Source organism: Cupriavidus taiwanensis, assembly GCF_900250115.1.
Taxonomy (GTDB): domain Bacteria; phylum Pseudomonadota; class Gammaproteobacteria; order Burkholderiales; family Burkholderiaceae; genus Cupriavidus; species Cupriavidus taiwanensis_B.
This window is the reverse complement of sequence record NZ_LT984803.1, coordinates 2314875-2340456: the sequence shown is the minus strand read 5'-3', so window position 1 is coordinate 2340456 and position 25582 is coordinate 2314875. Positions and strand designations below refer to the sequence as shown.

Sequence of the window (25582 nt, the reverse complement as noted above, 5' to 3'; positions counted from 1 at the left end):
CCGCATTGTGCCGCTAAAGTGGCATGGTTGCAGCCTTGCCGGCGGGGCTGCCCGGTAAAATAGCGTCCATGTTCGCCAATTCCCGCACCATCGTCTCGGCGCAGTCCGAGGTTCATCAGCACCTCGCCGCGCGCGTCGCGCGCCATCTGGCCGAGCCGTTCCGCAAGCCCGTCGGCGAACCCAGCCGGCGCGAACTGGGCGCGGCGCTGCAGCGCTGGCAGCAGGCCGGCGGCGCGCCGCTGATCCTCGACGCCGGCTGCGGCGTCGGCGAAAGCACGCTGCGCCTGGCCACGCGGTTCCCCGACCATTTCGTCATCGGCGTCGACCAGTCCGAAAAGCGCCTCGGCGCCGGCAAGGACTGGTGGGGCGATGCGCCGATGCCGGCCAACTTCTGCTGGGCCCGCGCCGACCTGGTCGATGTCTGGCGGCTGCTGCAGGCGGATGCGGTGCCGGTGGCGCGCCAATACGTGCTGTACCCCAATCCGTGGCCCAAGATCGGCCACCTGGGGCGGCGCTGGCAGGGGCACGCGGTGTTCCCGGCGCTGGCGGCGTGCGGCGACTACCTCGAGTGCCGCAGCAACTGGCGCGTCTATATCGACGAATTCGCGCAGGCGCTGGAACTGGCGGGACGGCCGGCGCGGGTCGAGGCCTGGGCGCCGGCGCAGCCGATGACGCCGTTCGAGCGCAAGTACGCGGCCTCGGGCCACGGCTTGTGGCGCTGCGTCAGCGCGCGCCGGCCCGGCTGAACGCCCAAAGAGAACGGCCCGCAGCGCGGGCCGTTTCGTCGTCTGGCGCGGCCAGCACGCCTCAGTGGAACAGCGGCTGCTGCGTGGGCGCGTCTTCGGGCAGCTCGGCGTGCACGATCTCGCCATTGCGGTCCGCGTACAGCGGCGTGCCGCAGTCTTCGCAGTATTCCGGATCGAACAGCGCGGCGTGGCGGAAGATGTCCTCGACCCCGGCATTGCGCAGTTCCTCGCAGATCTGCTCGAGCGGGTTGCCTTTCTCGTCGGCGTCGATCTCGCCGGCTTCGCGGCCGTAGACCGGCCAGACGATGCCGTAGATCACATCCTTCTCGCCGCGCATGGTGAAGCCGACGCGGTATTCCTCGACCACTTCCTCGCCGAAGGCAGCCACCACCGCGGCCAGCTGCCCGGCGGAGATGTCCAGCGTGCCGCACAGGTAGTTGACGGCGGCGCGCACGGTCAGCGGGCGGATGCTCTTGTCGGACTCGCGGCACGACAGGAAGAACGCGTCCGGCAGCAGCAGCTCGAACTCGCAGCCCGGCAGCAGCAGCGCCACCGACGGCTGCACCTGGCTGCGCCATTGTTCCAGGCAGGTCGAGCGCTCGGCGTGGTGATCCTTGGCGTCTTCCTGCCAGCGGAACAGCGCCTGTTCGCGCGGCGCCACCACCACCGCCAGCAGGTAGCGCGGGTCGGCCAGGATCGGCGCGGTCTCGGGCAGGTCGCGCAGGTCGACCTTGGGCACCGCGCCGGCCAGCGCCGCCGCGGCCAGCTTGTGCGTCAGCGCGAAGGTGTCGCTGTGGGTGCGCGGCAACTGGTCGATGCTGTACAGGTAGGGCGACAGCGACACCTTGGTGCCGGTGGCGAGCACGTGTGCCTGCAGATGCACAGCCAGCGTCTGCGCCAGTTCCGGCTTGAGCGCGCCGGACGGGATGGCGTAGCGGGTGTGCGCCAGGATCGGCGCGGCGATCAGCAGTGCGTCATAGTGCTGGCCGTCGACCTCGATCGAGGCCGATTCGGCGAGCGTCTCGGCCTGCTCGGCGAGCACGTCGGAGGCGTCGGCATTGTGCTTGAACAGATGCTCCAGCGCCGCATCGAGCGCGGTCTGGCTACCGTTCTTCAGCAGGCGGCCAAGGCGCTGCGACAGCCGCCGCTCCCAGTATCCGTCCTCCATGCGGCTGCCCGATGCGTCGAGGGCGAGCGCATCGGCCACCAGACGCTCGGCGTCGGGAGAGAGTCGCGGGGAAGCCTTGGGGCGAAAACCTGCCATAGAAAGAAACCGTCCGTTTTTTGCGTAAAACGGTATTCTACTCGTTGCGTTGACAGGGAGACCGCTATATGCGTCCGCTCGACGTGGACGCTGCTGCCTGCGAGCGATTATTTCGCGGCCGGGGCCGACGCCGCGGGGGCCGCGGGCGCATGGCTCTCGACGCTGTGCGACTCGCCGGAAATGGAAACGTCGCTGCCGCCTTTGGTCAGCAGGTAGAGGGCCGCGCCGGCGACCACGATGAATGCGATGAGGATCTTGACCATGGTGTCTCCTGGTTCTGGGTGATGCCGGGGTCCGGCTTGCGGTGGTTCGACCGCGTTCTTGTGCGACACAGTTTGGCAGCCATGGCTTGCGCCAAACTTACACGCGCCGCGCGACGCTGCAGGTGATGCCCGGGGCGCAGGCGCCAATAAAAAAACGCCGCTTGCCATGCCCCTGGAACAGGGCAGGCAGGCGGCGTCGATGGCGCGGATGGCGCTCAGGCGGCCAGCAGCTGGCGCAGCACGAATGGCAGGATGCCGCCGTGGTTGTAGTAGTCGACCTCGATCGGCGTATCGATGCGCAGCAGCACCGGCACGCGCTGCACGTCGCCGTTGGCGCGCTTGATCACCAGCACCACGTCCTGCTGCGGCTTCAGGTCGCCCTCGATGCCTTCGATGTCGAAGGTCTCGTTGCCGGTGATGCCGAGCGTCTGGGCGCTGTCGGCGCCCTTGAACTGCAGCGGCAGCACGCCCATTCCGACCAGGTTGGAGCGGTGGATGCGCTCGAAGCTGCGCGCGATCACGGCCTTCACGCCCAGCAGCTGCGTGCCCTTGGCGGCCCAGTCGCGCGACGAGCCGGTGCCGTACTCTTCGCCGCCGAACACCACCGTGGGCGTGCCCTCGGCGACATACTTCATCGCCGCGTCATAGATCGACATCTGCTCGCCGGTGGGCTGGTGGATGGTGATGCCGCCTTCCACGCGCGCCCCGTCCGCCGTCGGCGGGATCATCAGGTTCTTGATGCGCACGTTGGCGAAGGTGCCGCGCATCATCACCTCATGGTTGCCGCGGCGCGAGCCGTAGCTGTTGAAGTCGGCCTTGAGCACGCCATGCGACAGCAGGTACTTGCCCGCCGGCGAGGTGTCCTTGATCGAGCCGGCCGGCGAGATGTGATCGGTGGTCACCGAATCGCCGAAGATGCCCAGCGCGCGCGCGCCGCGCACGCTCGCCGAGGCCGCCGACGGCTCCATGCTGAAGTCCTGGAAGAACGGCGGCTCGGCGATATAGGTGGAGCGGGGCCAGTCGTAGACCTGGCCCTTGGTGCCCTGGATCGCGCCCCACAGCTTGCTCGGCTTCTTGACCTCTTCGTAGTTGCCCTTGAAGGTCTTGGCATCCATCGCGTACTTCATCAGTGCGTGGATCTCGTCCGAGCTCGGCCAGATGTCGCCCAGCCAGATGTCGCGGCCGTCCTTGCCCTTGCCGACCGGCTCGGTCATCAGGTCGCGCGTGACGTTGCCGGCGATGGCGTAGGCCACCACCAGCGGCGGCGAGGCCAGGAAGTTGGCGCGGATGTTGGGGTGGATGCGAGCCTCGAAATTGCGATTGCCCGACAGCACCGCGGCCGCGACCAGGTCGTTGCTGGTGATGGCGTCGTTCAGTTCGGGCGACAGGTCGCCGGCATTGCCGATGCAGGTGGTGCAGCCATAGGCGGTCACGCCGAAACCGAGCTTTTCCAGGTAGGGCAGCAGGCCCGCGGCCTTCAGGTATTCGGTGACCACGCGGCTGCCCGGCGCCAGCGAAGTCTTGATATGCGGCGCCACGCTCAGGCCGGCTTCGACCGCCTTCTTGGCCAGCAGGCCGGCGCCGAGCAGCACGCTGGGGTTGGAGGTGTTGGTGCAGGAGGTGATGGCGGCGATCAGCACGTCGCCGTTGCGCACTTCGATGCCGTCGGCGGTGCTGTAGCTGCGGCCCAGCTCGGCGGCGTCCTTGTTGAAGCCGTTCTCGGCCACCGGCTTGCTGAACAGCGAGGCAAAGGTGCTCTTGACGTTGCCGATCTCGATGCGGTCCTGCGGGCGCTTCGGCCCCGCCAGCGACGGCGCCACGGTGCCCAGGTCCAGCGTCACCACCTTGCTGTAGTCGATTTCGCCGGCCCCCGGGATGCCGAACATGTCCTGCGCGCGGAAATAGCCCTCGAACGCGGCGATTTCCTCGTCGGTGCGGCCGGTGCCGCGGAAGTATTCGATGGTCTTCTCGTCCACCGGGAAGAAGCCCATGGTGGCGCCGTACTCGGGCGCCATGTTGCCGATGGTGGCGCGGTCGGGCAGGGCCAGGCTGGCGGTGCCTTCGCCGAAGAACTCGACGAACTTGCCCACCACCTTCTCCTTGCGCAGCATCTCGGTGATGGTCAGCACCAGGTCGGTGGCGGTCACGCCTTCGCGCAGGCGGCCCTTGAGTTCCACGCCGACCACGTCCGGCGTCAGGAAGTACACCGGCTGGCCCAGCATGCCGGCCTCGGCCTCGATGCCGCCGACGCCCCAGCCGACCACGCCGATGCCGTTGATCATGGTGGTGTGCGAATCGGTGCCGACCAGCGTGTCAGGGTAGTAGACCCCGTCCTTCCGGTGCACGCCGCGCGCCAGGTATTCCAGGTTGACCTGGTGCACGATGCCGAAGCCCGGCTGCACCACGCCGAAGGTGTCGAAGGCCTGCATGCCCCACTTCATGAACTGGTAGCGCTCGTTGTTGCGCTGGAATTCCAGCTGCATGTTCAGGTCCAGCGCCTTCTTCTCGCGGAAGTGGTCGATCTGCACCGAGTGGTCGACCACCAGGTCGACCGGAACCAGCGGCTCGATCTGCTTGGGGTTCTTGCCCATCTTCTCGGCGACGTTGCGCATCGCCGCCAGGTCGGCCAGCAGCGGCACCCCGGTGAAATCCTGCAAGACCACGCGCGCCACCACGAACGGGATCTCGTCGACGCGCTCGGCGTTGGGCTTCCAGCTGGCCAGCTGGCGGACGTGTTCCTCGGTGACCTTCTTGCCGTCGCAGTTGCGCAGCACCGATTCCAGCACCACGCGGATCGACACCGGCAGGCGGCCGATGTCCAGGTCCAGTGCCTCGCCCAGCTGGGGCAGGGAGTAATACTGGCCCTTGCCGGAAGAGCCGATGCTGAATTCTTTTAGCGTGTTCTTGAGGTTGTGGGGCATTGCCGTACTCCGATCGAAGGGTGATGCGATGCATTTGGCTCGGACCTGACTCGGGACCCCGATGCGCTGCCGCGGTGATGACCGCGGTCCGAGGCCGGCAGCGCACTGCAACTGCATACTGTAACCGCCGCGCGGCGTCGCCGCCACCCGGCGCGGCAAGCAGCCGGTCAAACCACCCCCGGCGCAACCGCCTGCCCGGCCGGGAAAAACCTGCCCGGCAAGGCAAAAAGGGCGCTGGCGGCCACCACTGCGGCCGCCAGCGCCCCCGTCAAGGACTTACTGCTTGGGCGCGGCGGGCTGCTGGCCGCCTTCGGTCTGCAGCAGCGGGCCGCCCGGGACCTGGGTCGGGCCGCCCGGAGGCGTGACCAGCAGCGGCGTGGTCGCCGGGGCGCGCAGGCCGCCGGCCTGGGTCGGGGCCGCGGCGCCGGCCTGCATGGCGGCGCTCTGGCAGTCGTCGGCAAGGCGCTGGCCCAGGTTCTTGTTGAACAGCATGGCCTTGCTCGGGATCACCACCAGGTCCAGGCCAGTGCGGGCGTCGTAGTAGCGGTCGGCGCCGGTCACGGTGGGCTGGCGCGGCAGCTTGTAGTCGCGGCCTTGCCAGTGCACGGTCAGGATCTCGTCGCGCAGCATGTCGCCGGCGATATACAGGCTGTTGCCCAGCTCGCACTGCCACTTCTCGCCGCTCGGTGCCACCGCTGCGGCGGTGCCGGCCGCGGCGGCCGCGCCGGCGGCGGCCTTCTTCTTGGTCGACGACTTCTTCTGGGTGGTGGTCTTCTTGGCCGGCTCCTGCGCCATCACGGCGGTGGCGGTGGTCAGGCTGAAGGCGCCGATGCAGGCGGCAAGGACAAGATGTTTCATTTTGTGAGTGCCTTTCGGATACTGAAATCGATTTATGGTCATGTGCCGCCGGCAGGCAGGCGGCGTTGGGATCATTGCCGCCGCTATTCTCTACGATTTGGCGGGGGCGGCGTAGTGCTCTGGGCTTTGGTTACATAATCGGCGCCGCTGTTGGGCCGGCTTCACTTGCGCTTGCCGATCGGCACGAACTTCAGGTTCTCCGGCCCGGTGTAGTTGGCGCTGGGGCGGATGATCTTGTTGTCGATGCGCTGCTCGATGATGTGCGCGGCCCAGCCCGAGGTGCGCGCGATCACGAACAGCGGCGTGAACATCGCGGTGGGCACGCCCATCATGTGGTAGCTGACCGCGCTGAACCAGTCCAGGTTCGGGAACATCTTCTTGATGTCCCACATGACCGTCTCCAGGCGCTCGGCGATGTCGAACATCTTCATCGAGCCGGCATCCTTCGACAGCTTCTTCGCCACTTCCTTGATCACCTGGTTGCGCGGGTCGCTGATGGTGTACACCGGGTGGCCGAAGCCGATCACGACTTCCTTGTTCTCGACGCGGCGGGTGATGTCGGCCTGGGCCTCGTCCGCGTTGTCGTAGCGCTTCTGGATTTCAAAGGCGACTTCGTTGGCGCCGCCATGCTTGGGGCCGCGCAGCGCGCCGATCGCGCCGGCGATCGACGAGTACATGTCCGAGCCGGTGCCGGCGATCACGCGGGCGGTAAAGGTCGAGGCGTTGAACTCGTGCTCGGCGTACAGGTTGAGCGACGTGTTCATGGCGCTTTCCCACAGCGCCGATGGCTTCTCGCCGTGCAGCAGGTGCAGGAAGTGGCCGCCGATCGAGTCATCGTCGGTTTCCACCTCGATACGCTTGCCGTTGTGGCTGTAGTGGTACCAGTACAGCAGCATCGAGCCCAGGCTGGCCATCAGCCGGTCGGCGATGTCGCGTGCGCCCGGGGTGTTGTGGTCTTCCTTCTCGGGCAGCACGGTGCCGAGCACCGACACGCCGGTGCGCATCACGTCCATCGGGTGGGCGCTGGCGGGCACCCATTCCAGCGCCGCCTTGACGTTGGCGGGCAGGCCGCGCAGCGACTTCAACCTGGCCTTGTAGGCGGCCAGCTCGGACTTGGTCGGCAGCTTGCCGTGCACCAGCAGGTGGGCGATTTCTTCGAACTCGCAGGTCTCGGCGATATCGAGGATGTCATAGCCGCGGTAGTGCAGGTCGTTGCCGGTACGGCCGACGGTGCACAGCGCGGTATTGCCGGCGGTCACGCCGGACAGCGCGACGGATTTCTTGACCCGCGGCGCGGCAGGTTCGCCGCCAGGGGCCTCGGGGACGACGGCGGGTGCGGACTTCAAAGCGGACATCCTTGTCTCCTCGGGCGCTGCCCGGATGGTTCCTGGTATTGGTATCGGCTTCAGCCGAAGAACAGCGCCTCGACGTTGGCCGGCAGCGGCGTGCCGGTGGCCTGCGCGCGCTGCAGCAGCGACCAGTAATAGCGGTAGCTGGCGCGGTCGTGCAGCTGCCCTTCATGGCGGATCGGCGCCCAGTTGTTCTCGTGCGCGGCCAGCAGGATCTGGCTGGCCGCGCCGATTTCTTCCGCGCCGGGGCGGAACGCCGCCACGATCGGCGCGATCTGGCCGGGATGGATGCTCCACTTGCGCAGGTAGCCGAATTCGCAGCGCGCGCGCAGCGCATCGTCGCCGGCGCGCTGCGGCGCCTGCACGTCGGTGCTGACGTTGTGTGACGGCACCTTGCCGTGGCGGTGGCAGGCGGCCGAGATTTCCAGCATGGCGCGGCGCACCAGCGGATGCTCGAACTGCTGCGGCGAGCGCATCGCCTCGCCGGGAATCGCCCCATGGTGGGCCGAGACGAAGTCCATCAGGCCGAAGCTCAGGCATTCCACCTGCACCAGCGCGGCGATATCGAAGACCTGCTCCAGCGCGGCATGGGTTTCGATCAACACATGGATCGGGATATGGCGGGCAATGCCGGCGCTGCGCGCGACCTGGTTGACTTGGTCGGTCACGCGCGCGACCTCGACCACGTCGGTGACCTTGGGCACCACCACATAGGCCAGCCGCGTCCCGGCGGCGCGCACCAGCATGTCGACGTCCTGGCGCCAGCTGGGGTGGGCCGGGTCATGGATACGCACGCCCACGCGGTTGTGGGCATTGAGCGGGCCGTTGACCAGTTGCGCGCACAGCTCGGCGTGCTCGCGCTCGTGGCCCACGGCGGCGCCGTCCTCGCAGTCGAAGGTGATGTCGAAGACGGGGCCAAGCTCTTGTTGCAGTGCCAGCGATTTGCGCATCAGCTTTTCGCTGCCCGCGTAATGGTCACACACCGGCAACTGGACCGGGATGGCTTCGCCCTGGAACAAGACCTCGGAAGGATGCACGTGGATTCGGGAAGTTGAAGTTGGCGGACAAGGCAGGGCGCCTGGCCGCTGCCTATGAAAAAACCGGGGTCCGCGCCGATTCTTGAATCGTTGCGGAACCCCGGTCCTTTTTTCGAGCGTTCGGAAGATCAGCCCAGCAGATGCTGCACGCCGGCCTTTTCTTCTTCCAGTTCGTTCAGGGTGATGTTGATCTTTTCCTGGCTGTAGGCGTCGATCTCCAGGCCCTTGACGATTTCGTACTTGCCGTTGGCGCACGTCACGGGGTAGCCGAACATGGTGTCGGCCGGGATGCCGTATTCGCCGTTCGACGGGATGCCCATGGTGACGACCTTGCCGTTGGTGCCCAGCACCCAGTCATGCACATGGTCGATGGCGGCGTTGGCAGCCGAAGCGGCCGACGACAGGCCACGGGCCTCGATGATGGCGGCGCCGCGCTTGCCGACGGTCGGCAGGAACACGTCGTTGTTCCACACCGGGTCGTTGATCATGTCCTTGACGCTCTGGCCGTCGACGGTGGCGTAGCGGTAGTCGGCGTACATGGTCGGGCTGTGGTTGCCCCACACGAACATCCTCTCGATCGACGACACCGGCTTGCCGGTCTTGGCGGCGATCTGCGACAGCGCGCGGTTGTGGTCCAGGCGCAGCATGGCGGTGAAGTTTTCGCGCGGCAGGTTCGGTGCCGACTTCATGGCGATGTAGGCGTTGGTGTTGGCCGGGTTGCCGACCACCAGCACCTTGACATTGCGGCTGGCGACTTCGTCCAGTGCCTTGCCCTGCACCGTGAAGATCTGGGCGTTGGCTTCGAGCAGGTCCTTGCGCTCCATGCCCTTGCTGCGCGGACGGGCGCCCACCAGCAGGGCGACGTCGGCGTCCTTGAACGCGACCTTCGGGTCATCGGTGATCACCACGCCGGCCAGCAGCGGGAAGGCGCAGTCTTCCAGTTCCATCACCACGCCCTTGACGGCCGCCTGGGCCTGGGGCAGGTCGAGCAGTTGGAGGATGACCGGCTGGTCTTTGCCCAGCATGTCGCCATTGGCGATGCGGAACAGCAGGGAATAGCCGATCTGGCCAGCGGCGCCGGTCACTGCGACGCGCATTGGGGCTTTAGCCATGAGTAAATCTCCAAACGATAGAAGGGGGAATGCCGGTTGGTGGCGCGCCGGCGCCAGGCAGAGGCGCGCGATGTGTCACCGGGTGCTGGTTGTCGCCACAGCGGGGAGCGGCCGTCCGCCGGAGCCAGGTGGCGGGGCCGGTGGGGGAGAGCCACAACGGGTCATGGTGATGCAACGAAGCGTTAGTCTACTGCGAAGCGAGGCGCCATTTCCAGACCGTGCCGCCGCGGGCGCGGTACATTTCCGCCTTCGGGCGGCACGGGCGGGCCTGGAGGCGGGCGATCGCGGGCGTGGACCAGCGCGAGTGTAGGCCCGGCCTCTCTATCCTGTCAATTCATATGTCTTATATAAGACATAAGACAATTAACGTAAGGCTGGACGTTGCTTGCCCTTTTGTGGTGAAATCGCGCTATGTCCTCCCTGCCTACGTCCCTGACCGGCGCAGCCACACCCGGCGCGCAGGAATCTGGCGCCGCCACGCCTGGCGCCGGGACGCAGCCGCTTTCGCCGCCGGCGTCCGCGCCGGCCGCCGCGCCGCAGGCCGTCCCGCCACCTGGTTCCGCTTCCGGTCCCGCTCCTGGTTTGCAGTCAGTGCCATCGCCCACGTTCAGCCCGCTTTACCAGCAGATCAAGGCGCTGATCACGCGCAGCCTGCAATCCGGCGAATGGAAGCCGGGCGAGATGATTCCCAGCGAAATGGAGCTGGCATCGCGCTACAAGGTCAGCCAGGGCACGGTGCGCAAGGCCATCGACGAACTCGCGGCCGAGAACCTGGTGGCGCGCCGCCAGGGCAAGGGCACCTTCGTGACCACGCACCATGAAGACGTGGTCAAGTTCCGCTTCCTGCGCCTCGTCCCGGACGAGGGCGAACCCCATTATGGCGCCAGCCGCGTGCTGGAATGCAAGCGTCTGCGCGCCCCAGCCGAAATCGCGCGGCTGCTCGATATCCGCACCGGCGACAGCGTGGTGCAGATCCGCCGCGTGCTGACGTTCTCGGGCGAGTCGACCGTGCTGGACGAAATCTGGCTGCTCGGCGCCAACTTCAAGGGCCTGACCGCGGAAAAGCTGACCGAGTGGAAAGGGCCCATGTATGCATTGTTCGAGGCCGAATTCGGTACGCGCATGATCCGCGCCTCGGAAAAGATCCGCGCCGTCCCCGCCGACGAAACCGCCGCCGAGTTGCTGTCGGTGCCGGTGGGCGCGCCCCTGCTGTCGGTCGAGCGCGTGTCCTACACCTATGGCGACCGCCCCGTGGAAGTGCGCCGTGGGCTCTACGTCACCACCCGGCACTATTACCAGAACGACCTGAGCTGACCTGGCGGCGCCGCGCCACGGCTGTGCGCGCCGATTATCGTGGTTGGCCCAGGTAATGCCAGCTGTTGCGCGACGCGCTGGTGGTCGCGGGAAGTGGCGCGCCGGATGTGCGGAGTGTGCGATTGTCGGGCGGCGCTTGTCGGGCCGTGATAGCAGAAAATTATTGGTGCAGCGCGCAACAAAGGCGCTAAAATCTCATGGATTTGCCCTAATGCATCCCGTTGCATGCAGGCAATGGCAGTTTCGTTTCTTTGTTTACCGCTAATGGGGTCTCGCATGGCTGAAGCCGTCAAACAAGCCAGGCCGGAGTTCCGGAATATCGGTATTTCGCAGATCGCGAAATACCGGTTGCCCTGGGCCGGCAAGGTATCCATCCTGCATCGCGTGAGCGGTGCGCTGATGTTCCTCCTCCTTCCCTTCGTCCTGTATCTGTTTGAGCAGAGCATCACCTCCGAACTGAGCTTCGCAAAGTTCTCGGCCCTTCTGTCCGGCGGCTTTGTCAAGCTGGTTGTGCTGGCCCTGATCTGGGGTTATCTGCATCATTTCTGCGCCGGGATCCGCTTCCTGCTGCTGGACGTGCACGTTGGTGTCTCCAAGCCCGCCTCGGCCAAGTCTGCCATCAGCGTGCTGGTTGTGAGCCTGCTGCTTACCCTGATTTTCGGCCTGAAGCTGTTCGGCCTGTTCTGAGGAGAATCAAGGTGGCAAATAACAATATCGGTCCCAAGCGTCTTGTCGTCGGTGCGCACTACGGTCTGAAAGACTGGCTCGCGCAACGCGTCACCGCCGTGGTCATGGTGGTCTTCACCGTGATCCTGGCGATTGCCTTCCTGCTGTCGAACGGCGCTTCGTATGAGGCGTGGGCAGGGCTCTTCGCCAACCAGTGGATGAAGATCATCACGTTCCTGACCATCCTGTCGCTGCTGTATCACGCCTGGATCGGCGTGCGCGATATCTGGATGGACTATGTCAAGCCGATGGCGGTGCGCCTGGTGCTGCAAGTTCTTACGATTCTGTGGCTCGTCGGTTGCGCGGGCTACGCTGCTCAGATTCTCTGGAGGGTGTAATAAATGGTCGCAGTCAAGACTGGATTGCCGCGTCGCCGCTTTGACGTGGTCATCGTCGGTGCTGGCGGCGCCGGGATGCGCGCATCCCTCCAGCTCGCGGAAGCCGGCCTGAACGTGGCCGTGCTGTCCAAGGTGTTCCCGACTCGCTCGCACACCGTGGCGGCGCAGGGCGGCATCGGTGCCTCGCTGGGCAACATGAGCGAGGACAACTGGCACTATCACTTCTACGACACCATCAAGGGCTCGGACTGGCTGGGTGACCAGGACGCGATCGAGTTCATGTGCCGCGAAGCGCCGAAGGTCGTGTACGAGCTCGAGCACTTCGGCATGCCGTTCGACCGCAACCCCGACGGCACCATCTACCAGCGCCCGTTCGGCGGCCATACCGCCAACTACGGCGAGAAGCCGGTGCAGCGTGCCTGCGCCGCGGCCGACCGTACCGGCCACGCGTTGCTGCACACGCTGTACCAGCGCAACGTGCGCGCCAAGACCCACTTCTTCGTCGAGTGGATGGCGCTGGACCTGATCCGCGACCAGGACGGCGACGTGCTGGGCGTGACCGCGCTGGAAATGGAAACCGGCGAGGTCTACATCCTCGAAGCCAAGACCACGCTGTTCGCGACCGGCGGTGCCGGCCGCATCTACGCCGCTTCCACCAACGCCTTCATCAACACCGGTGACGGCCTGGGCATGGCCGCGCGCGCGGGAGTGCCGCTGGAAGACATGGAGTTCTGGCAGTTCCACCCGACCGGCGTGGCCGGCGCGGGCGTGCTGATCACCGAAGGCGTGCGTGGCGAAGGCGGCATCCTGCGCAACAAGGACGGCGAGCGCTTCATGGAGCGCTATGCGCCGACGCTGAAGGACCTGGCGCCGCGTGACTTCGTCTCGCGCTCGATGGACCAGGAAATCAAGGAAGGCCGCGGCTGCGGCCCGAACGGCGACTACGTGCTGCTCGACCTGACCCACGTCGGCGCCGAGACCATCATGAAGCGCCTGCCGTCGATCCGCGAAATCGGCATGAAGTTTGCCAACGTCGACGCGATCAAGGAACCGATCCCGGTGGTTCCGACCATCCACTACCAGATGGGCGGTATCCCGACCAACTATCACGGCCAGGTCGTGGTGCCGAAGAACGGCAACCCGAACGAAGTCCTGAACGGTTTCTACGCGATCGGCGAATGCTCGTGCGTGTCGGTGCATGGCGCCAACCGCCTGGGCACCAACTCGCTGCTCGACCTGGTGGTGTTCGGCCGTGCCGCCGGCAACCACATCATCGCGCAGAACCTGAAGCAGAAGGAACACAAGCCGCTGCCGGCCGATGCCGCCGACCTGGCGATGTCGCGCTTGGCCAAGCTGCAGGCAACGTCATCGGGCGAATACACGCAGGACGTCGCCAACGACATCCGCAAGAACATGCAGTCGCATGCCGGCGTGTTCCGTACGCAGAAGCTGATGGACGAGGGCGTCGAGCGCATCCTGGAAGTTGCGGAGCGCGCCGACAACATCCACCTGAAGGACAAGTCCAAGGTCTTCAACACCGCACTGGTGGAAGCCCTGGAAGTGGCCAACCTGGTGGAAGTGGCCAAGGCCACCATGATCTCGGCGGCCGCCCGCAAGGAATCGCGCGGTGCCCACGCACACAGCGACTTCCCGAACCGCGACGACGATAACTGGCTCAAGCACACGCTGTTCTACAGCGAAGGCAACCGTCTCGACTACAAGCCGGTGAAGATGGAACCGCTGACGGTGGAAAGCGTGCCGCCGAAGGCCCGTACCTTCTGAGCATCGCATCGTAGAGACAACAGGACCCACAGAAATGAAGCGTATTTTCGAAGTCTACCGCTACGATCCGGACAAGGATGCGGCGCCGCGCATGCAGACCTACGAGGTCGAGCTGGACGGCCACGAGCGCATGCTGCTGGACGCGCTGGTCAAGCTGAAGAAGCTGGACGAAACCATCTCGTTCCGCCGCTCGTGCCGCGAAGGCGTGTGCGGCTCGGACGCGATGAACATCAACGGCAAGAACGGCCTGGCCTGCCTGACCAACATGCGCGAGCTGCCGGACCGCATCGTGCTGCGTCCGCTGCCCGGCCTGCCGGTGGTGCGCGACCTGATCGTCGACATGACGAACTTCTTCAAGCAGTACAACTCGATCAAGCCGTTCCTGATCAACGACGAGCCGCCGCCCGAGAAAGAGCGCCTGCAGTCGCCGGAAGAGCGTGACGAGCTGGATGGCCTGTACGAGTGCATTCTGTGCGCGAGCTGCTCGACCTCGTGCCCGTCGTTCTGGTGGAACCCGGACAAGTTCGTCGGCCCCGCCGGCCTGCTGCAGGCTTACCGCTTCATCGCGGACAGCCGCGACCAGGCCACCAATGAGCGTCTGGACAACCTGAACGACCCGTACCGCCTGTTCCGCTGCCACAGCATCATGAACTGCGTCGACGTGTGCCCGAAGGGTCTGAACCCGACCAAGGCCATCGGCAAGATCAAGGAGCTGATGGTCCGCCGCGCGGTGTGATCCTGCGGCCGTCTAAGCAGTAAGCGGCGCGTCAGCCAGAGCGGCTATATCTGGCGGGCGCGCCGAAAGTAGGAAGCCATGACCGAAAGTCCTGCCACCACCTTCTCCCATCAGGCCGATCCGCACAAGCGCGCCCGTTTGCGCTGGCGTGCCCGCCGCGGCCTCCTGGAGAACGACATCATCGTCGAACGTTTCTTCAACCGTTACGAGGAGAGCCTGTCCGACGAGGATGTGGCTGCGCTGAGCCAGCTGTTCGAGCTCAGCGACAACGAGTTGATGGACCTGCTCCTTGCCCGCAAGGAACTGGACGGTGAGCTCGACACGCCCCCGATGCAGCGCGTAGTGAACCTGCTGCGTACGGTCTGAGTTTTGGTCAACATTATTATTCACAGCATTTGAAGGATCCGACATGACGCCGTCCGATGTGAAAGCCACGCTATCGTTCTCCGATGGTTCCCCCAGCGTTGAGCTGCCGATCTACAAGGGCACCGTTGGCCCGGACGTGATCGACATTCGCAAGCTGTACGGACAAACCGGTAAGTTCACCTACGACCCCGGTTTCATGTCGACGGCTTCGTGCAATTCGAAGATCACCTACATCGACGGCGACAAGGGCGAGCTGCTGTACCGCGGCTACCCGATCGAGCAACTGGCGCAGAAGTGCGACCACCTCGAGACCTGCTACCTGCTGCTCAAGGGCGAACTGCCCAACGCCAAGCAGAAGGAAGAATTCGTCGGCCACGTGATGAACCACACCATGGTTCACGAGCAGCTGCAGTTCTTCATGCGCGGTTTCCGCCGCGATGCCCACCCGATGGCCGTGCTGACCGGCCTGGTGGGTGCCATGAGCGCGTTCTACCATGACGCGATGGACATCGATGATCCGCATCAGCGCGAGATCTCGGCCATCCGCCTGATCGCCAAGATGCCGACCATGGTCGCCATGGCGTACAAGTACAACATCGGCCAGCCGTACATCTATCCGCAGAACGACCTGTCCTACTCGGGCAACTTCCTGCGCATGCTGTTCGCGACGCCGTGCGCCCCTTACACCGTCAACCCGGTGCTGGAGCGTGCACTGGACCGCATCTTCATCCTGCACGCCGACCACGAGCAGAACGCGTCGACCTCGACCGTGCGCCTGGCCGGTTCGTCAGGCACGAACCCGTTCGCAGCGATCGCCGCCGGCGTGGCCTGCCTGTGGGGCCCGGCCCACGGCGGCGCCAACGAAGCCGCGCTGAAGATGCTGGAAGAAATCGGCAGCGTCGACAACATCCCCGAGTTCATCAAGCAGGTCAAGGACAAGAACTCGGGCGTGCGCCTGATGGGCTTCGGCCACCGCGTGTACAAGAACTACGATCCGCGCGCCAAGCTGATGCGCGAAACCTGCCATGAAGTGCTGAACGAACTGGGCCTGCACAACGACCCGCTGTTCAAGCTCGCCATGGAACTGGAAAAGATCGCGCTGGAAGACGAGTACTTCGTCAGCCGCAAGCTGTACCCGAACGTCGACTTCTACTCGGGCATCGTGCAGCGCGCGCTGGGCATCCCGACCTCGCTGTTCACCTGCATCTTCGCGCTGGCCCGCACCCCGGGCTGGATCTCGCAGTGGGAAGAAATGATCACCGATCCGGAATACAAGATCGGCCGTCCGCGCCAGCTGTTCGTCGGCGCCGCCACCCGCGAAGTGCCGGACGTGGCCAAGCGCTAACTGGCCCGCCGCTGCGCAGCGCAGCAAATCCAGACGCCCCGGCCCTGCCGGGGCGTTTGTCTTTGTGGGCGGGGCGGGCTTGTGCGCTGCGGCGCGAAGAAGGGCAGGAAATTGCACCTTGAATGGTCCGGGGCGCAATTCGTGGATGATTGTGTCGCGTTTTCCCAAATCCGTTCCGCATAAATTGTGCGATAGTCGCGTGCGGCAGGAAATTTGACCCTATAATGCGGGCTGCTTTGCCGACGGCAGCCGGGCCACCCTTCCGGCATGTGGTGCGGCAAACGGGGCAGGCGAATCGCTTGCGCAATAGAGAACGCATCAAACGTTGTCTTTCCGAACCTTGGTCCCCATACCTCAGCGGGACTGACACTTGCCGGGCCCCGCATACGCTGTCTCTTCCTTGCAGGCCCGACTTCCGCGTCTCGGGTGGCGCTTGCCGCGAATCCCGATCCCAGTCGTCCGCGGGTGTTGTTCGATTGCGCAGGTCATACCGTTTCTGCCCGGATGACCCAAACATAAATCGAGGAGCTCCTGATGACGCTGTCCCGTCTTTCCACCATTTCGCTGGCTGCCATGCTGGCGACCTTTGGCGCCGCCGCCAACGCCGAAACCGTGAAGATCGCCATTGCCGGCCCGATGAGCGGCTCGGTGGCGCAGTATGGCGACATGGTCAAGGCCGGTGCGCTGACCGCCATCGAACAGATCAACGCCGCCGGCGGCGCCGGCGGCAACAAGTTCGAGGTGGTGCTGATGGACGACGCCTGCGAGCCGAAGCAGGCCGTGGCGGTGGCCAACAAGATCGTCAGCCAGAACATCAAGTACGTGATCGGCCACGTGTGCTCGGGCTCGACCATCCCGGCCTCGGACATCTACGAGAACGAAGGCATCGTGATGGTGACGCCGTCGGCCACCGCGCCGCAGCTGACCGAGACCAAGAAGCGCAACTTCATCTTCCGCACCATCGGCCGCGACGACCAGCAGGGCCCGGCAGCGGCCCAGTACATCATCGGCAAGATCAAGCCGAAGAAGGTCGCGGTGCTGCACGACAAGCAGTCGTACGGCCAGGGCATCGCCAGCTCGGTGAAGAAGGACCTGGAAGCCGCCAAGATCCCGGTGGCCGTGTTCGAAGGCATCAACGCCGGCGACTCGGACTACTCGGCCGTGATCACCAAGCTCAAGTCGCAGGGCGTGGACTTCGTCTACTTCGGCGGCTACCACCCGGAAATGGGCCTGCTGCTGCGCCAGGCGCGCGAGCAGGGCGTGAAGGCCGCCTTCATGGGCCCCGAGGGCGTCGGCAACAAGGACGTGACCGCGATCGCCGGGCCGTCGTCGGAAGGCATGCTGGTGACGCTGCCGGCCGACTTCTCGGCCGACCCGGCCAACGCCGGCCTGGTCAAGGCCTTTGCCGACAAGAAGCGTGACGCCAACGGTCCGTTCCAGATGCCGGCCTACGCCGCCGTCAAGATCATCGGCGACGCCATCGCCGGCGCCAAGAGCACCGACCCCACCAAGGTCGCGGCGTACATGCACAAGAACGCCTTCACCACGCCGATCGGCAAGGTCGAGTACGACGCCAAGGGCGACCTGAAGTCCTTCAAGTTCGTGGTCTACACCTGGCACAAGGATGCCAGCAAGACCGCCACAAACTGAGGCATTCGTATCCGGACGGGTGCTCCCCTCTCCCGCTTGCGGGAGAGGGGCCAGGGGTGAGGGCAGGCGGGTCCAAGGCTGAGGCCTGTGGGTTCAAACCGTTGGCCCCGCTTGATGTGGCTCCTCGCTAAACCACTCCTCACCCCGGCCCTCTCCCCATGCGGGGAGAGGGAGAACACCTTGCTTTGGCAAGTTCGAATGGTTTTGGTGCATCCCTGCTGCGGCCAGTTCTGGCGGCTTCGAGGTTCTCCCCAATGAATGAATTCCTTCCACAGTTCACCCAGCAGCTGGTCAACGGCCTGACGCTGGGTGCGATCTATGCGTTGATCGCCATCGGCTACACAATGGTCTACGGCATCATCGGCATGATCAATTTCGCGCACGGCGAGATTTACATGATCGGTGCCTATGTCGGCCTGGTCACGCTCACCGCCATCGGCGCCCAGGCGGGTTACCCCCTGCCGCTGGTGCTCGGTGCCGCCTTGCTGGTGTCGGTGCTGGTCACCGGCGTCTACGGCTATGCGGTCGAGCGGGTGGCATACCGCCCCTTGCGCGGCGGGCCGCGGCTGGTGCCGCTGATCTCGGCCATCGGCATGTCGATCTTCCTGCAGAACTATGTCCAGATCGGGCAGGGCGCGCGCGATGTCTCGGTGCCGGTGCTGATCTCGGGCGCCATCGAGTTCCAGATGGGTGGCGACTTCACCGTCACGGTGCCGTACTCGCGGCTGCTGATCGTCGGCGTGACGCTGGCGCTGATGGTGGCGCTGACGCTGTTCATCGGCCGCTCGCGCATGGGCCGCGCCTGCCGCGCCTGCGCCGAGGACATGCGCATGGCCAACCTGCTCGGCATCGACACCAACAAGGTGATCTCGTTCACCTTCGTGCTGGGCGCGATGCTGGCGGCAGTGGGCGGCGTGCTGATCGGGCTGACCATCGGCAAGCTCAACCCCTTCATCGGCTTCATTGCCGGCATCAAGGCCTTTACCGCGGCGGTGCTGGGCGGCATCGGCAGCATCCCGGGCGCGATGCTCGGCGGCGTGCTGCTGGGCCTGGCGGAAACCTTCGCCTCGGGCTACATGCCGGCCGAATACAAGGACGTGGTCGCGTTCAGCCTGCTGGTGCTGGTGCTGCTGTTCCGTCCGACCGGGCTGCTGGGCAAGCCCGATGTCGAAAAGGTCTGAGGGAGGCGACACATGACCAACCAAGTTTCTGCGATGTCCGCCGCACAAGCCGTGCGCGGCGCCACGCCGGGCCAGTCGCTGAAGAACGCGATCACGGCGGCGGTGATGACCGCCATCCTGACCATCCCGATTCTGGGCTTGCAACTCAAGCTGGAAGGCTACAAGGTGGTGCTGGAACCGCACTGGCGGCCGGTATGGCTGGCCGTGGCGGCGGTGTTCCTGTTCCAGCTGTTCAAGCCGGTGCTGTCGCGCGCCGGCAGCGCGGTGCGCCTGCCGGCACTGCCGGCGCTGGGCGCGCAGCGGCAGCGCGTGGCGGTATGGGTGCTGCTGGCGGTGGGGCTGGTGTGGCCGTTCTTCGGCTCGCGCGGCGCGGTCGACGTGGCCACGCTGGCGCTGATCTACGTGATCCTGGGCCTCGGCCTGAACATCGTGGTCGGCTATGCCGGCCTGCTCGACCTGGGCTATGTCGGGTTCTATGCCGTGGGCGGCTATACCTACGCGCTGCTGAACCAGTACTTCGGCCTGAGCTTCTGGGAATGCCTGCCGATCGCGGCGGCGCTGTCGGCGGGTTTCGGTTTCCTGCTCGGATTCCCGGTGCTGCGCCTGCGCGGCGACTACCTGGCCATCGTCACGCTCGGCTTCGGCGAGATCATCCGCCTGCTGCTGAACAACCTGACCAGCCTCACCGGCGGTCCGGACGGCGTCTCGGGCATTCCCAAGCCGAGCGTGTTCGGCGTCGAGATGGCGCGCAGCGCCAGCGTCGAGGGCACGCGTACCTTCCACGAGCTGATCGGCCTGGACTATGCCAGCCAGCACATGGTGATCTTCCTCTACCTGATCGCGCTGCTGCTGGTCGGCTTCACGCTGTTCGTCACCAGCCGGCTGATCCGCATGCCGATGGGCCGCGCCTGGGAAGCGCTGCGCGAAGATGAGATCGCCTGCCGCTCGCTCGGCCTGAACCCGACCCGCATCAAGCTGTCGGCGTTCACGCTGGGAGCCTCGTTCGCCGGCCTCGGCGGCGCGTTCTTCGCCGCGCGCCAGGGCCTGGTCAATCCGGAATCGTTCACCTTCATCGAATCGGCGCTGGTGCTGGCCGTGGTGGTGCTGGGCGGCATGGGCTCGCAGCTGGGCGTGATCCTGGCGGCGATCTTGCTGACCGTGCTGCCCGAAGTGGCGCGCGGCTTTGCCGAATATCGCATGCTGATCTTCGGCCTGGTGATGGTGCTGATGATGATGTGGCGTCCGCAGGGCCTGCTGCCCGCGAGCCGCCCGCACGTGGAGCTTCCCCGATGAATGCAGCAATGAGTGCGCCGATCAATACAACGGCAGAACTGCTCAGGGTGTCGGGCCTGCAGATGCGCTTCGGCGGCCTGCTGGCCGTCGACGGCATCGATTTCGATGTGCGCAAGGACGAGGTCTTCGCCATCATTGGCCCGAACGGCGCCGGCAAGACCACGGTGTTCAACTGCGTCGGCGGCTTCTACAAGCCGACCGCGGGCGAGGTCACGCTCGACGGGCACGCCATCGCCGGCCTGCCGAGCCACATGGTGGCGCGCAAGGGCCTGGTGCGCACGTTCCAGAACATCCGCCTGTTCAAGAACCTGACCGTGGTCGAGAACCTGATGGTGGCGCAACACCTGCAGGTGCAATCCGGCATCCTGCGCGGCCTGTTTGCGACCCCGGCCTACCGCCGCGCCGAACGCGAGGCGCTGCAGCGCGCCGCGCAGTGGCTGGAGCGCATGGGCCTGACCGGCGTCGCCAACCGCGAGGCCGGCACGCTCTCCTACGGCCACCAGCGCCGGCTCGAGATCGCACGCTGCATGATCACCCAGCCGCGCCTGCTGATGCTGGACGAGCCCGCCGCCGGCCTCAACCCGCAGGAAAAGATCGAGCTGCAGCAGCTGATCGACCAGCTGCGGCGCGAGTTCGGCATTGCCGTGCTGCTGATCGAACACGACATGAGCCTGGTGATGGGCGTGTCCGACCGCATCCTGGTGATGGAGCACGGCAAGCCGATCGTTACGGCCAAGCCCGACGAAGTGCGCAACGACCCGCGCGTGATCAAGGCCTACCTGGGAGAGGACTGATGCTGAAGCTGGAACAGGTCCATACCCATTACGGCGCCATCGAGGCGCTGTCGGGCGTATCGATCGAAGTCAAGAAAGGGGAGATCGTCACCCTGATCGGCAGCAACGGCGCCGGCAAGACGACGCTGATGATGACCGTGTGCGGCACGCCGAGAGCCTCGAGCGGGCGCGTGCTGTTCGAGGGCAAGGACATCACCAACCGCTCGACGCACGAGATCATGCGGCTGGGCATGGCGATCTCGCCCGAGGGCCGGCGCGTGTTCCCGAGCCTGACGGTGCTGGAAAACCTGAAGATGGGTGGCTTCTTTGCCAAACGCGACGAGATCGAGGCTGGTATCGAGCATGTCTTCAAGCTGTTCCCGCGCCTGAATCAGCGCGCCAGCCAGCGTGCCGGCACCATGTCGGGTGGCGAGCAGCAGATGCTGGCGATCGGCCGCGCGCTGATGAGCCGGCCGCGCCTGCTGTTGCTGGACGAGCCCACGCTCGGCCTGGCGCCGCTGATCATCGCGCAGATCTTCGACATCATCCGCACCATTCGTGACGAGGGCGTCACCGTGTTCCTGGTCGAGCAGAACGCCAACAAGGCGCTGCAGGTGGCGGACCGGGGCTATGTGCTGGAGACCGGCAAGGTGGTGCTGGCGGACACCGGCGCCAACCTGCTGGCCAACGACCGGATCAAGGCCGCCTACCTCGGCGGCTGATGCCGGCCGGCCGCCGCTCGCCGCGGCGGCCGCTTTCTTCTCTTCTCTGCGTTTTCGCCATCCGCGAAATCCCCCTTTCGCCAATCACATTACATGGCGGGCGCCTGACGGGCCAGGCCGGGCGCGGTTCCCCATACCCCCTGTGGCATAATCGATTGCCAAGTCAAGCATTGCGGCAACGCTTGAGATACGCCCGCATTTCGGCGGCTTCCGGCGGCTTTTAGCGGTTTTTCAACCGGTTCGCCTGCCGCGACGAAGCGGACAACTACCCCTGCAAACTACTGCGCGGTCCCCGCGGTCCGGCCTGCCAAGGCGCGGTCATCGGTCCCGCCATCGCATCATGGCCAAGACGCTCTACGACAAACTCTGGGATGACCACACCGTCCACGTCGAGGAAGACGGCACCACGCTGCTCTATATCGATCGCCACCTGCTGCATGAAGTGACCAGCCCGCAGGCGTTCGAGGGCCTGAAGCTGGCCGAGCGTCCGGTGTGGCGCATCAGCGCCAACCTGGCGGTGTCGGACCACAACGTGCCGACCACGGACCGCAGCCAGGGCATCGCCGACCCGGTGTCGAAGCTGCAGGTCGATACGCTCGATGCCAACTGCGACAGCTACGGCATCACCCAGTTCAAGATGAACGACCACCGCCAGGGCATTGTGCACGTGATCGGGCCGGAGCAGGGCGCGACGCTGCCGGGCATGACCGTGGTGTGCGGCGACTCGCATACCAGCACGCACGGCGCCTTCGGCGCGCTGGCGCACGGCATCGGCACCTCTGAAGTCGAGCACGTGCTGGCCACGCAGACGCTGCTGGGCAAGAAGGCCAAGAACATGCTGGTCCAGGTGGAAGGCAAGCTGCCGCGCGGCTGCACCGCCAAGGACATCGTGCTGGCCGTGATCGGCAAGATCGGCACCGCCGGCGGCACCGGCTACACCATCGAGTTTGCCGGCTCCGCCATCCGCGACCTGACCATGGAAGGCCGCATGACGGTCTGCAACATGGCGATCGAGGCGGGCGCGCGCGCCGGCCTGGTGGCGGTGGACGACGTCACGCTGGAATACGTCAAGGGCCGCCCGTACGCGCCGCAGGGCGTGGAGTGGGAGCAGGCCGTGGCCTACTGGCGCACGCTGCATTCGGATGCCGGCGCAAAGTTCGACCAGGTGGTCGAGCTGCGCGCGGAAGAGGTGCGTCCGCAGGTGACCTGGGGCACCTCGCCGGAAATGGTGATCAGCATCGAAGACCGCGTGCCGGACCCGGAGAAGGAAAAGGATCCGAACAAGCGCAACGCGATGGAGCGCGCGCTGGAATACATGGGCCTGCAGCCCAACGTGCCGGTCGAGAGCATCAGCATCGACAAGGTCTTCATCGGCTCGTGCACCAACAGCCGCATCGAAGACATGCGCGCCGCCGCCTGGGTGGTGCAGAAGCTGGGCCGCAAGATTGCGTCGAACGTGAAGCTGGCGATGGTGGTGCCGGGCTCGGGCCTGGTCAAGGAGCAGGCCGAGCGCGAAGGCCTCGACCAGATCTTCAAGGCCGCCGGCTTTGAATGGCGCGAGCCGGGCTGCTCGATGTGCCTGGCGATGAATGCCGACCGCCTCGATGCCGGCGAGCGCTGCGCCTCGACCTCGAACCGCAACTTCGAAGGCCGCCAGGGCGCGGGCGGGCGCACCCACCTGGTGAGCCCGGCGATGGCCGCGGCCGCCGCCATCGAGGGCCATTTCGTCGATATCCGCAAGCTGGGCTGAACAAGCAAGGACAGAGCATCATGGAAAAGTTCACCGTACACAGCGGCCTGGTCGCGCCGCTCGACCGTGAGAACGTCGATACCGACGCCATCATCCCGAAGCAGTTCCTGAAGTCCATCAAGCGCACCGGCTTCGGTCCCAACCTGTTCGACGAGTGGCGCTACAAGGATGTGGGCGAGCCCGGCATGGACAACAGCAAGCGTCCGCTGAACCCGGACTTCGTGCTGAACCAGCCGCGCTACCAGGGTGCGTCGATCCTGCTGGCGCGCCGCAACTTCGGCTGCGGCAGCTCGCGCGAGCACGCGCCGTGGGCGCTGACGCAATACGGCTTCCGCGCCGTGATCGCGCCCAGCTTTGCCGACATCTTCTTCAACAACTGCTACAAGAACGGCTTGCTGCCGGTGGTGCTGAGCGAGCAGCAGGTCGACCACCTGTTCAACGAGACCAACGCGTTCAACGGCTACCAGCTCACCATCGACCTCGACAAGCAGGTGGTGCTGACGCCGTCGGGGCAGGGCTACGAGTTCGACATCGCCCCGTTCCGCAAATACTGCATGCTGAACGGCTTCGACGATATCGGCCTGACCCTGCGCCATGCCGACAAGATCAAGGCCTTCGAGGCCGAGCGCGTGGCGAAGATGCCGTGGCTGAATAACCGCCTGGTCGGATAAGGCTCTACGAGGAAAGACAACAATGAAGATCGCAGTCCTGCCGGGTGACGGCATCGGTCCCGAAATCGTTGCGGAGGCCGTCAAGGTCCTGAACGCGCTCGACGAGAAGTTCGAACTGGAAACCGCGCCGGTGGGCGGGGCCGGCTACGAGGCCGAGGGCCATCCGCTGCCGGAGAACACGCTCAAGCTGGCCAAGGAAGCCGACGCCATCCTGTTCGGCGCCGTCGGCGACTGGAAGTACGACAGCCTGGAGCGCGCGCTGCGCCCCGAACAGGCCATCCTGGGCCTGCGCAAGCACCTGCAGCTGTTCGCCAATTTCCGCCCGGCGATCTGCTATCCGGAGTTGACCGGCGCCTCGAGCCTGAAGCCCGAGCTGGTGGCCGGCCTTGACATCCTGATCGTGCGCGAACTGAACGGCGACATCTACTTCGGCCAGCCGCGCGGCCTGCGCGAAGCGCCGGACGGCTTGTTCAAGGGCGAGCGCGAGGCCTTCGACACCATGCGCTACAGCGAGCCGGAAATCCGCCGCATCGCGCATGTGGCGTTCCAGGCCGCGGCCAAGCGCGGCAAGAAGCTGTGCAGCGTCGACAAGGCCAACGTGCTCGAGACCTTCCAGTTCTGGAAGGACATCGTGATCGACGTCAGCAAGGAATATCCGGAAGTCGAGCTGTCGCACATGTACGTCGACAACGCGGCGATGCAGCTGGTCAAGGCGCCCAAGAGCTTCGACGTGATCGTCACCGGCAATATGTTCGGCGACATCCTGTCGGACGAGGCGGCGATGCTGACCGGCTCGATCGGCATGCTGCCGTCGGCCTCGCTGGATGCGAACAACAAGGGCCTGTACGAGCCGTCGCACGGCTCGGCGCCGGACATCGCCGGCAAGGGCGTGGCCAATCCGCTGGCCACCATCCTGTCGGCGGCGATGATGCTGCGCTACTCGCTGAACAAGGCCGAGCAGGCCGATCGCATCGAGAATGCCGTCAAGAAGGTGCTGGCACAGGGCTACCGCACTGGCGACATCCTGACGCCGGGCTGCAAGCAGGTCGGCACCCGCGAAATGGGTGAAGCGGTGTTGGCGGCACTGTAAGCCGCAACCGCAAAAGGGCACCGCTGCGGCGGTGCCCTTTGTTTTATTTGTCCCCGATTTCCACGCTGCGGCAGCGCCGCAAAATCGTGTAGACTCTGCCGATGGCCCGATTTTCCCAGTCCACCCTGACTGCTGTTGTCGCCCTGACCGCCACCCGCGGCCCGGTCGGCACGATTTCGCTCGGCCAGACCGCAACGACGATTAAAACCATTATCAAAACCGCGATCGCCTAGATCCGTTCGTCGTGCCTGCCCGTCTTCCCCGCGCAGCCACGCCGGGCGAGGAAAATGGCGGG

24 protein-coding genes are annotated in these 25582 nt (G+C 65.6%); 17 read left to right on the top strand and 7 right to left on the bottom strand.

Going from position 1 to position 25582, the window contains the following annotated elements; translation table 11 throughout:
- Positions 1–68: 68 nt before the first annotated feature.
- Complete coding sequence (trmB, locus tag CBM2586_RS11035) at positions 69–746, top strand: tRNA (guanine(46)-N(7))-methyltransferase TrmB (protein WP_172587069.1); 678 nt, start codon at positions 69–71, stop codon at positions 744–746.
- A gap of 61 nt (positions 747–807) precedes the next feature.
- Here the strand turns inward: trmB and CBM2586_RS11030 are convergent, their stop codons facing one another.
- The 7 genes from CBM2586_RS11030 to CBM2586_RS11000 form a co-directional block, all read right to left on the bottom strand.
- Positions 808–2010, bottom strand: a complete 1203-nt coding sequence (locus CBM2586_RS11030; protein WP_115687507.1) for a DUF2863 family protein — start codon at positions 2008–2010, stop codon at positions 808–810.
- Between the two features lie 107 nt (positions 2011–2117).
- Complete coding sequence (locus tag CBM2586_RS11025; RefSeq protein ID WP_172583247.1) at positions 2118–2273, bottom strand: hypothetical protein; 156 nt, start codon at positions 2271–2273, stop codon at positions 2118–2120.
- 215 nt (positions 2274–2488) lie between these two features.
- Entirely contained in the window at positions 2489–5194 is a 2706-nt protein-coding gene (gene acnA, locus CBM2586_RS11020; RefSeq protein WP_115661623.1) for an aconitate hydratase AcnA, read from the bottom strand.
- 276 nt (positions 5195–5470) lie between these two features.
- A complete protein-coding gene (locus CBM2586_RS11015) occupies positions 5471–6052 on the bottom strand; it encodes a hypothetical protein (RefSeq protein WP_115661624.1) in 582 nt (193 codons plus the stop codon).
- A 161-nt stretch (positions 6053–6213) separates the two neighbouring features.
- A complete protein-coding gene (gene prpC / locus CBM2586_RS11010; protein WP_115687505.1) occupies positions 6214–7407 on the bottom strand; it encodes a bifunctional 2-methylcitrate synthase/citrate synthase in 1194 nt (397 codons plus the stop codon).
- Positions 7408–7457: 50 nt separating this feature from the next.
- Positions 7458–8438 carry an HpcH/HpaI aldolase/citrate lyase family protein gene (locus CBM2586_RS11005; RefSeq protein ID WP_115661626.1) on the bottom strand — a complete coding sequence of 327 codons (981 nt, stop codon included), beginning with the start codon at positions 8436–8438 and terminating at the stop codon, positions 7458–7460.
- Between the two features lie 128 nt (positions 8439–8566).
- Positions 8567–9550 carry a malate dehydrogenase gene (locus CBM2586_RS11000; RefSeq protein WP_115687503.1) on the bottom strand — a complete coding sequence of 328 codons (984 nt, stop codon included), beginning with the start codon at positions 9548–9550 and terminating at the stop codon, positions 8567–8569.
- Between the two features lie 411 nt (positions 9551–9961).
- Between CBM2586_RS11000 and CBM2586_RS10995 the strand changes: the two genes are divergently transcribed.
- The 16 genes from CBM2586_RS10995 (at position 9962) to CBM2586_RS32420 (ending at position 25520) form a co-directional block, all read left to right on the top strand.
- Positions 9962–10864, top strand: coding sequence for a GntR family transcriptional regulator (locus CBM2586_RS10995; protein WP_115661627.1), 903 nt, complete (start codon positions 9962–9964; stop codon positions 10862–10864).
- Positions 10865–11140: 276 nt separating this feature from the next.
- Positions 11141–11551 carry a succinate dehydrogenase, cytochrome b556 subunit gene (sdhC, locus tag CBM2586_RS10990; protein ID WP_012353373.1) on the top strand — a complete coding sequence of 137 codons (411 nt, stop codon included), beginning with the start codon at positions 11141–11143 and terminating at the stop codon, positions 11549–11551.
- A gap of 11 nt (positions 11552–11562) precedes the next feature.
- The gene (gene sdhD, locus CBM2586_RS10985) at positions 11563–11928 is read left to right on the top strand and encodes a succinate dehydrogenase, hydrophobic membrane anchor protein (RefSeq protein ID WP_012353372.1); all 366 of its coding nucleotides are present in this window, start codon (positions 11563–11565) and stop codon (positions 11926–11928) included.
- Positions 11929–11931: 3 nt separating this feature from the next.
- On the top strand, positions 11932–13710 hold the full coding sequence (sdhA, locus tag CBM2586_RS10980) for a succinate dehydrogenase flavoprotein subunit (protein WP_115661628.1): 1779 nt from the start codon (positions 11932–11934) through the stop codon (positions 13708–13710).
- Positions 13711–13744: 34 nt separating this feature from the next.
- Positions 13745–14446 carry a succinate dehydrogenase iron-sulfur subunit gene (locus CBM2586_RS10975; RefSeq protein WP_010814619.1) on the top strand — a complete coding sequence of 234 codons (702 nt, stop codon included), beginning with the start codon at positions 13745–13747 and terminating at the stop codon, positions 14444–14446.
- Between the two features lie 78 nt (positions 14447–14524).
- Positions 14525–14812: a succinate dehydrogenase assembly factor 2 gene (locus tag CBM2586_RS10970; RefSeq protein ID WP_115661629.1), complete on the top strand. Its 288-nt coding sequence runs from the start codon at positions 14525–14527 to the stop codon at positions 14810–14812.
- Positions 14813–14855: 43 nt separating this feature from the next.
- On the top strand, positions 14856–16157 hold the full coding sequence (gene gltA / locus CBM2586_RS10965) for a citrate synthase (RefSeq protein ID WP_115661630.1): 1302 nt from the start codon (positions 14856–14858) through the stop codon (positions 16155–16157).
- A gap of 534 nt (positions 16158–16691) precedes the next feature.
- Positions 16692–17807 (top strand): branched-chain amino acid ABC transporter substrate-binding protein, encoded by a 1116-nt coding sequence (locus CBM2586_RS10960; RefSeq protein ID WP_115661631.1) that lies wholly within the window; start codon positions 16692–16694, stop codon positions 17805–17807.
- A gap of 254 nt (positions 17808–18061) precedes the next feature.
- Positions 18062–18988 carry a high-affinity branched-chain amino acid ABC transporter permease LivH gene (gene livH / locus CBM2586_RS10955; RefSeq protein ID WP_018005204.1) on the top strand — a complete coding sequence of 309 codons (927 nt, stop codon included), beginning with the start codon at positions 18062–18064 and terminating at the stop codon, positions 18986–18988.
- Positions 18989–19021: 33 nt separating this feature from the next.
- Entirely contained in the window at positions 19022–20281 is a 1260-nt protein-coding gene (locus CBM2586_RS10950; RefSeq protein ID WP_373424217.1) for a high-affinity branched-chain amino acid ABC transporter permease LivM, read from the top strand.
- A 20-nt stretch (positions 20282–20301) separates the two neighbouring features.
- Entirely contained in the window at positions 20302–21075 is a 774-nt protein-coding gene (gene livG, locus CBM2586_RS10945; RefSeq protein WP_115663709.1) for a high-affinity branched-chain amino acid ABC transporter ATP-binding protein LivG, read from the top strand.
- Entirely contained in the window at positions 21075–21776 is a 702-nt protein-coding gene (locus CBM2586_RS10940; protein WP_115661633.1) for an ABC transporter ATP-binding protein, read from the top strand. Before livG ends, CBM2586_RS10940 begins: the two co-directional genes overlap by 1 nt.
- Positions 21777–22116: 340 nt before the next feature.
- A complete protein-coding gene (gene leuC, locus CBM2586_RS10935; protein WP_115661634.1) occupies positions 22117–23526 on the top strand; it encodes a 3-isopropylmalate dehydratase large subunit in 1410 nt (469 codons plus the stop codon).
- Between the two features lie 20 nt (positions 23527–23546).
- Entirely contained in the window at positions 23547–24197 is a 651-nt protein-coding gene (gene leuD / locus CBM2586_RS10930) for a 3-isopropylmalate dehydratase small subunit (protein WP_012353362.1), read from the top strand.
- A gap of 22 nt (positions 24198–24219) precedes the next feature.
- Positions 24220–25287 carry a 3-isopropylmalate dehydrogenase gene (gene leuB / locus CBM2586_RS10925; protein ID WP_029050120.1) on the top strand — a complete coding sequence of 356 codons (1068 nt, stop codon included), beginning with the start codon at positions 24220–24222 and terminating at the stop codon, positions 25285–25287.
- Between the two features lie 101 nt (positions 25288–25388).
- On the top strand, positions 25389–25520 hold the full coding sequence (locus CBM2586_RS32420; protein WP_012353360.1) for a hypothetical protein: 132 nt from the start codon (positions 25389–25391) through the stop codon (positions 25518–25520).
- The last annotated feature ends 62 nt before the right edge of the window (positions 25521–25582 follow it).

Coding starts and splice junctions, on each gene's coding strand:
- trmB (WP_172587069.1), top strand. CDS start 69: ATGTTCGCCAATTCCCGCACCATCGTCTCGGCGCAGTCCGAGGTTCAT.
- CBM2586_RS11030 (WP_115687507.1), bottom strand. CDS start 2,010: ATGGCAGGTTTTCGCCCCAAGGCTTCCCCGCGACTCTCTCCCGACGCC.
- CBM2586_RS11025 (WP_172583247.1), bottom strand. CDS start 2,273: ATGGTCAAGATCCTCATCGCATTCATCGTGGTCGCCGGCGCGGCCCTC.
- acnA (WP_115661623.1), bottom strand. CDS start 5,194: ATGCCCCACAACCTCAAGAACACGCTAAAAGAATTCAGCATCGGCTCT.
- CBM2586_RS11015 (WP_115661624.1), bottom strand. CDS start 6,052: ATGAAACATCTTGTCCTTGCCGCCTGCATCGGCGCCTTCAGCCTGACC.
- prpC (WP_115687505.1), bottom strand. CDS start 7,407: ATGTCCGCTTTGAAGTCCGCACCCGCCGTCGTCCCCGAGGCCCCTGGC.
- CBM2586_RS11000 (WP_115687503.1), bottom strand. CDS start 9,550: ATGGCTAAAGCCCCAATGCGCGTCGCAGTGACCGGCGCCGCTGGCCAG.
- CBM2586_RS10995 (WP_115661627.1), top strand. CDS start 9,962: ATGTCCTCCCTGCCTACGTCCCTGACCGGCGCAGCCACACCCGGCGCG.
- sdhC (WP_012353373.1), top strand. CDS start 11,141: ATGGCTGAAGCCGTCAAACAAGCCAGGCCGGAGTTCCGGAATATCGGT.
- sdhA (WP_115661628.1), top strand. CDS start 11,932: ATGGTCGCAGTCAAGACTGGATTGCCGCGTCGCCGCTTTGACGTGGTC.
- CBM2586_RS10975 (WP_010814619.1), top strand. CDS start 13,745: ATGAAGCGTATTTTCGAAGTCTACCGCTACGATCCGGACAAGGATGCG.
- CBM2586_RS10970 (WP_115661629.1), top strand. CDS start 14,525: ATGACCGAAAGTCCTGCCACCACCTTCTCCCATCAGGCCGATCCGCAC.
- gltA (WP_115661630.1), top strand. CDS start 14,856: ATGACGCCGTCCGATGTGAAAGCCACGCTATCGTTCTCCGATGGTTCC.
- CBM2586_RS10960 (WP_115661631.1), top strand. CDS start 16,692: ATGACGCTGTCCCGTCTTTCCACCATTTCGCTGGCTGCCATGCTGGCG.
- livH (WP_018005204.1), top strand. CDS start 18,062: ATGAATGAATTCCTTCCACAGTTCACCCAGCAGCTGGTCAACGGCCTG.
- CBM2586_RS10950 (WP_373424217.1), top strand. CDS start 19,022: ATGTCCGCCGCACAAGCCGTGCGCGGCGCCACGCCGGGCCAGTCGCTG.
- CBM2586_RS10940 (WP_115661633.1), top strand. CDS start 21,075: ATGCTGAAGCTGGAACAGGTCCATACCCATTACGGCGCCATCGAGGCG.
- leuC (WP_115661634.1), top strand. CDS start 22,117: ATGGCCAAGACGCTCTACGACAAACTCTGGGATGACCACACCGTCCAC.
- leuD (WP_012353362.1), top strand. CDS start 23,547: ATGGAAAAGTTCACCGTACACAGCGGCCTGGTCGCGCCGCTCGACCGT.
- leuB (WP_029050120.1), top strand. CDS start 24,220: ATGAAGATCGCAGTCCTGCCGGGTGACGGCATCGGTCCCGAAATCGTT.
- CBM2586_RS32420 (WP_012353360.1), top strand. CDS start 25,389: ATGGCCCGATTTTCCCAGTCCACCCTGACTGCTGTTGTCGCCCTGACC.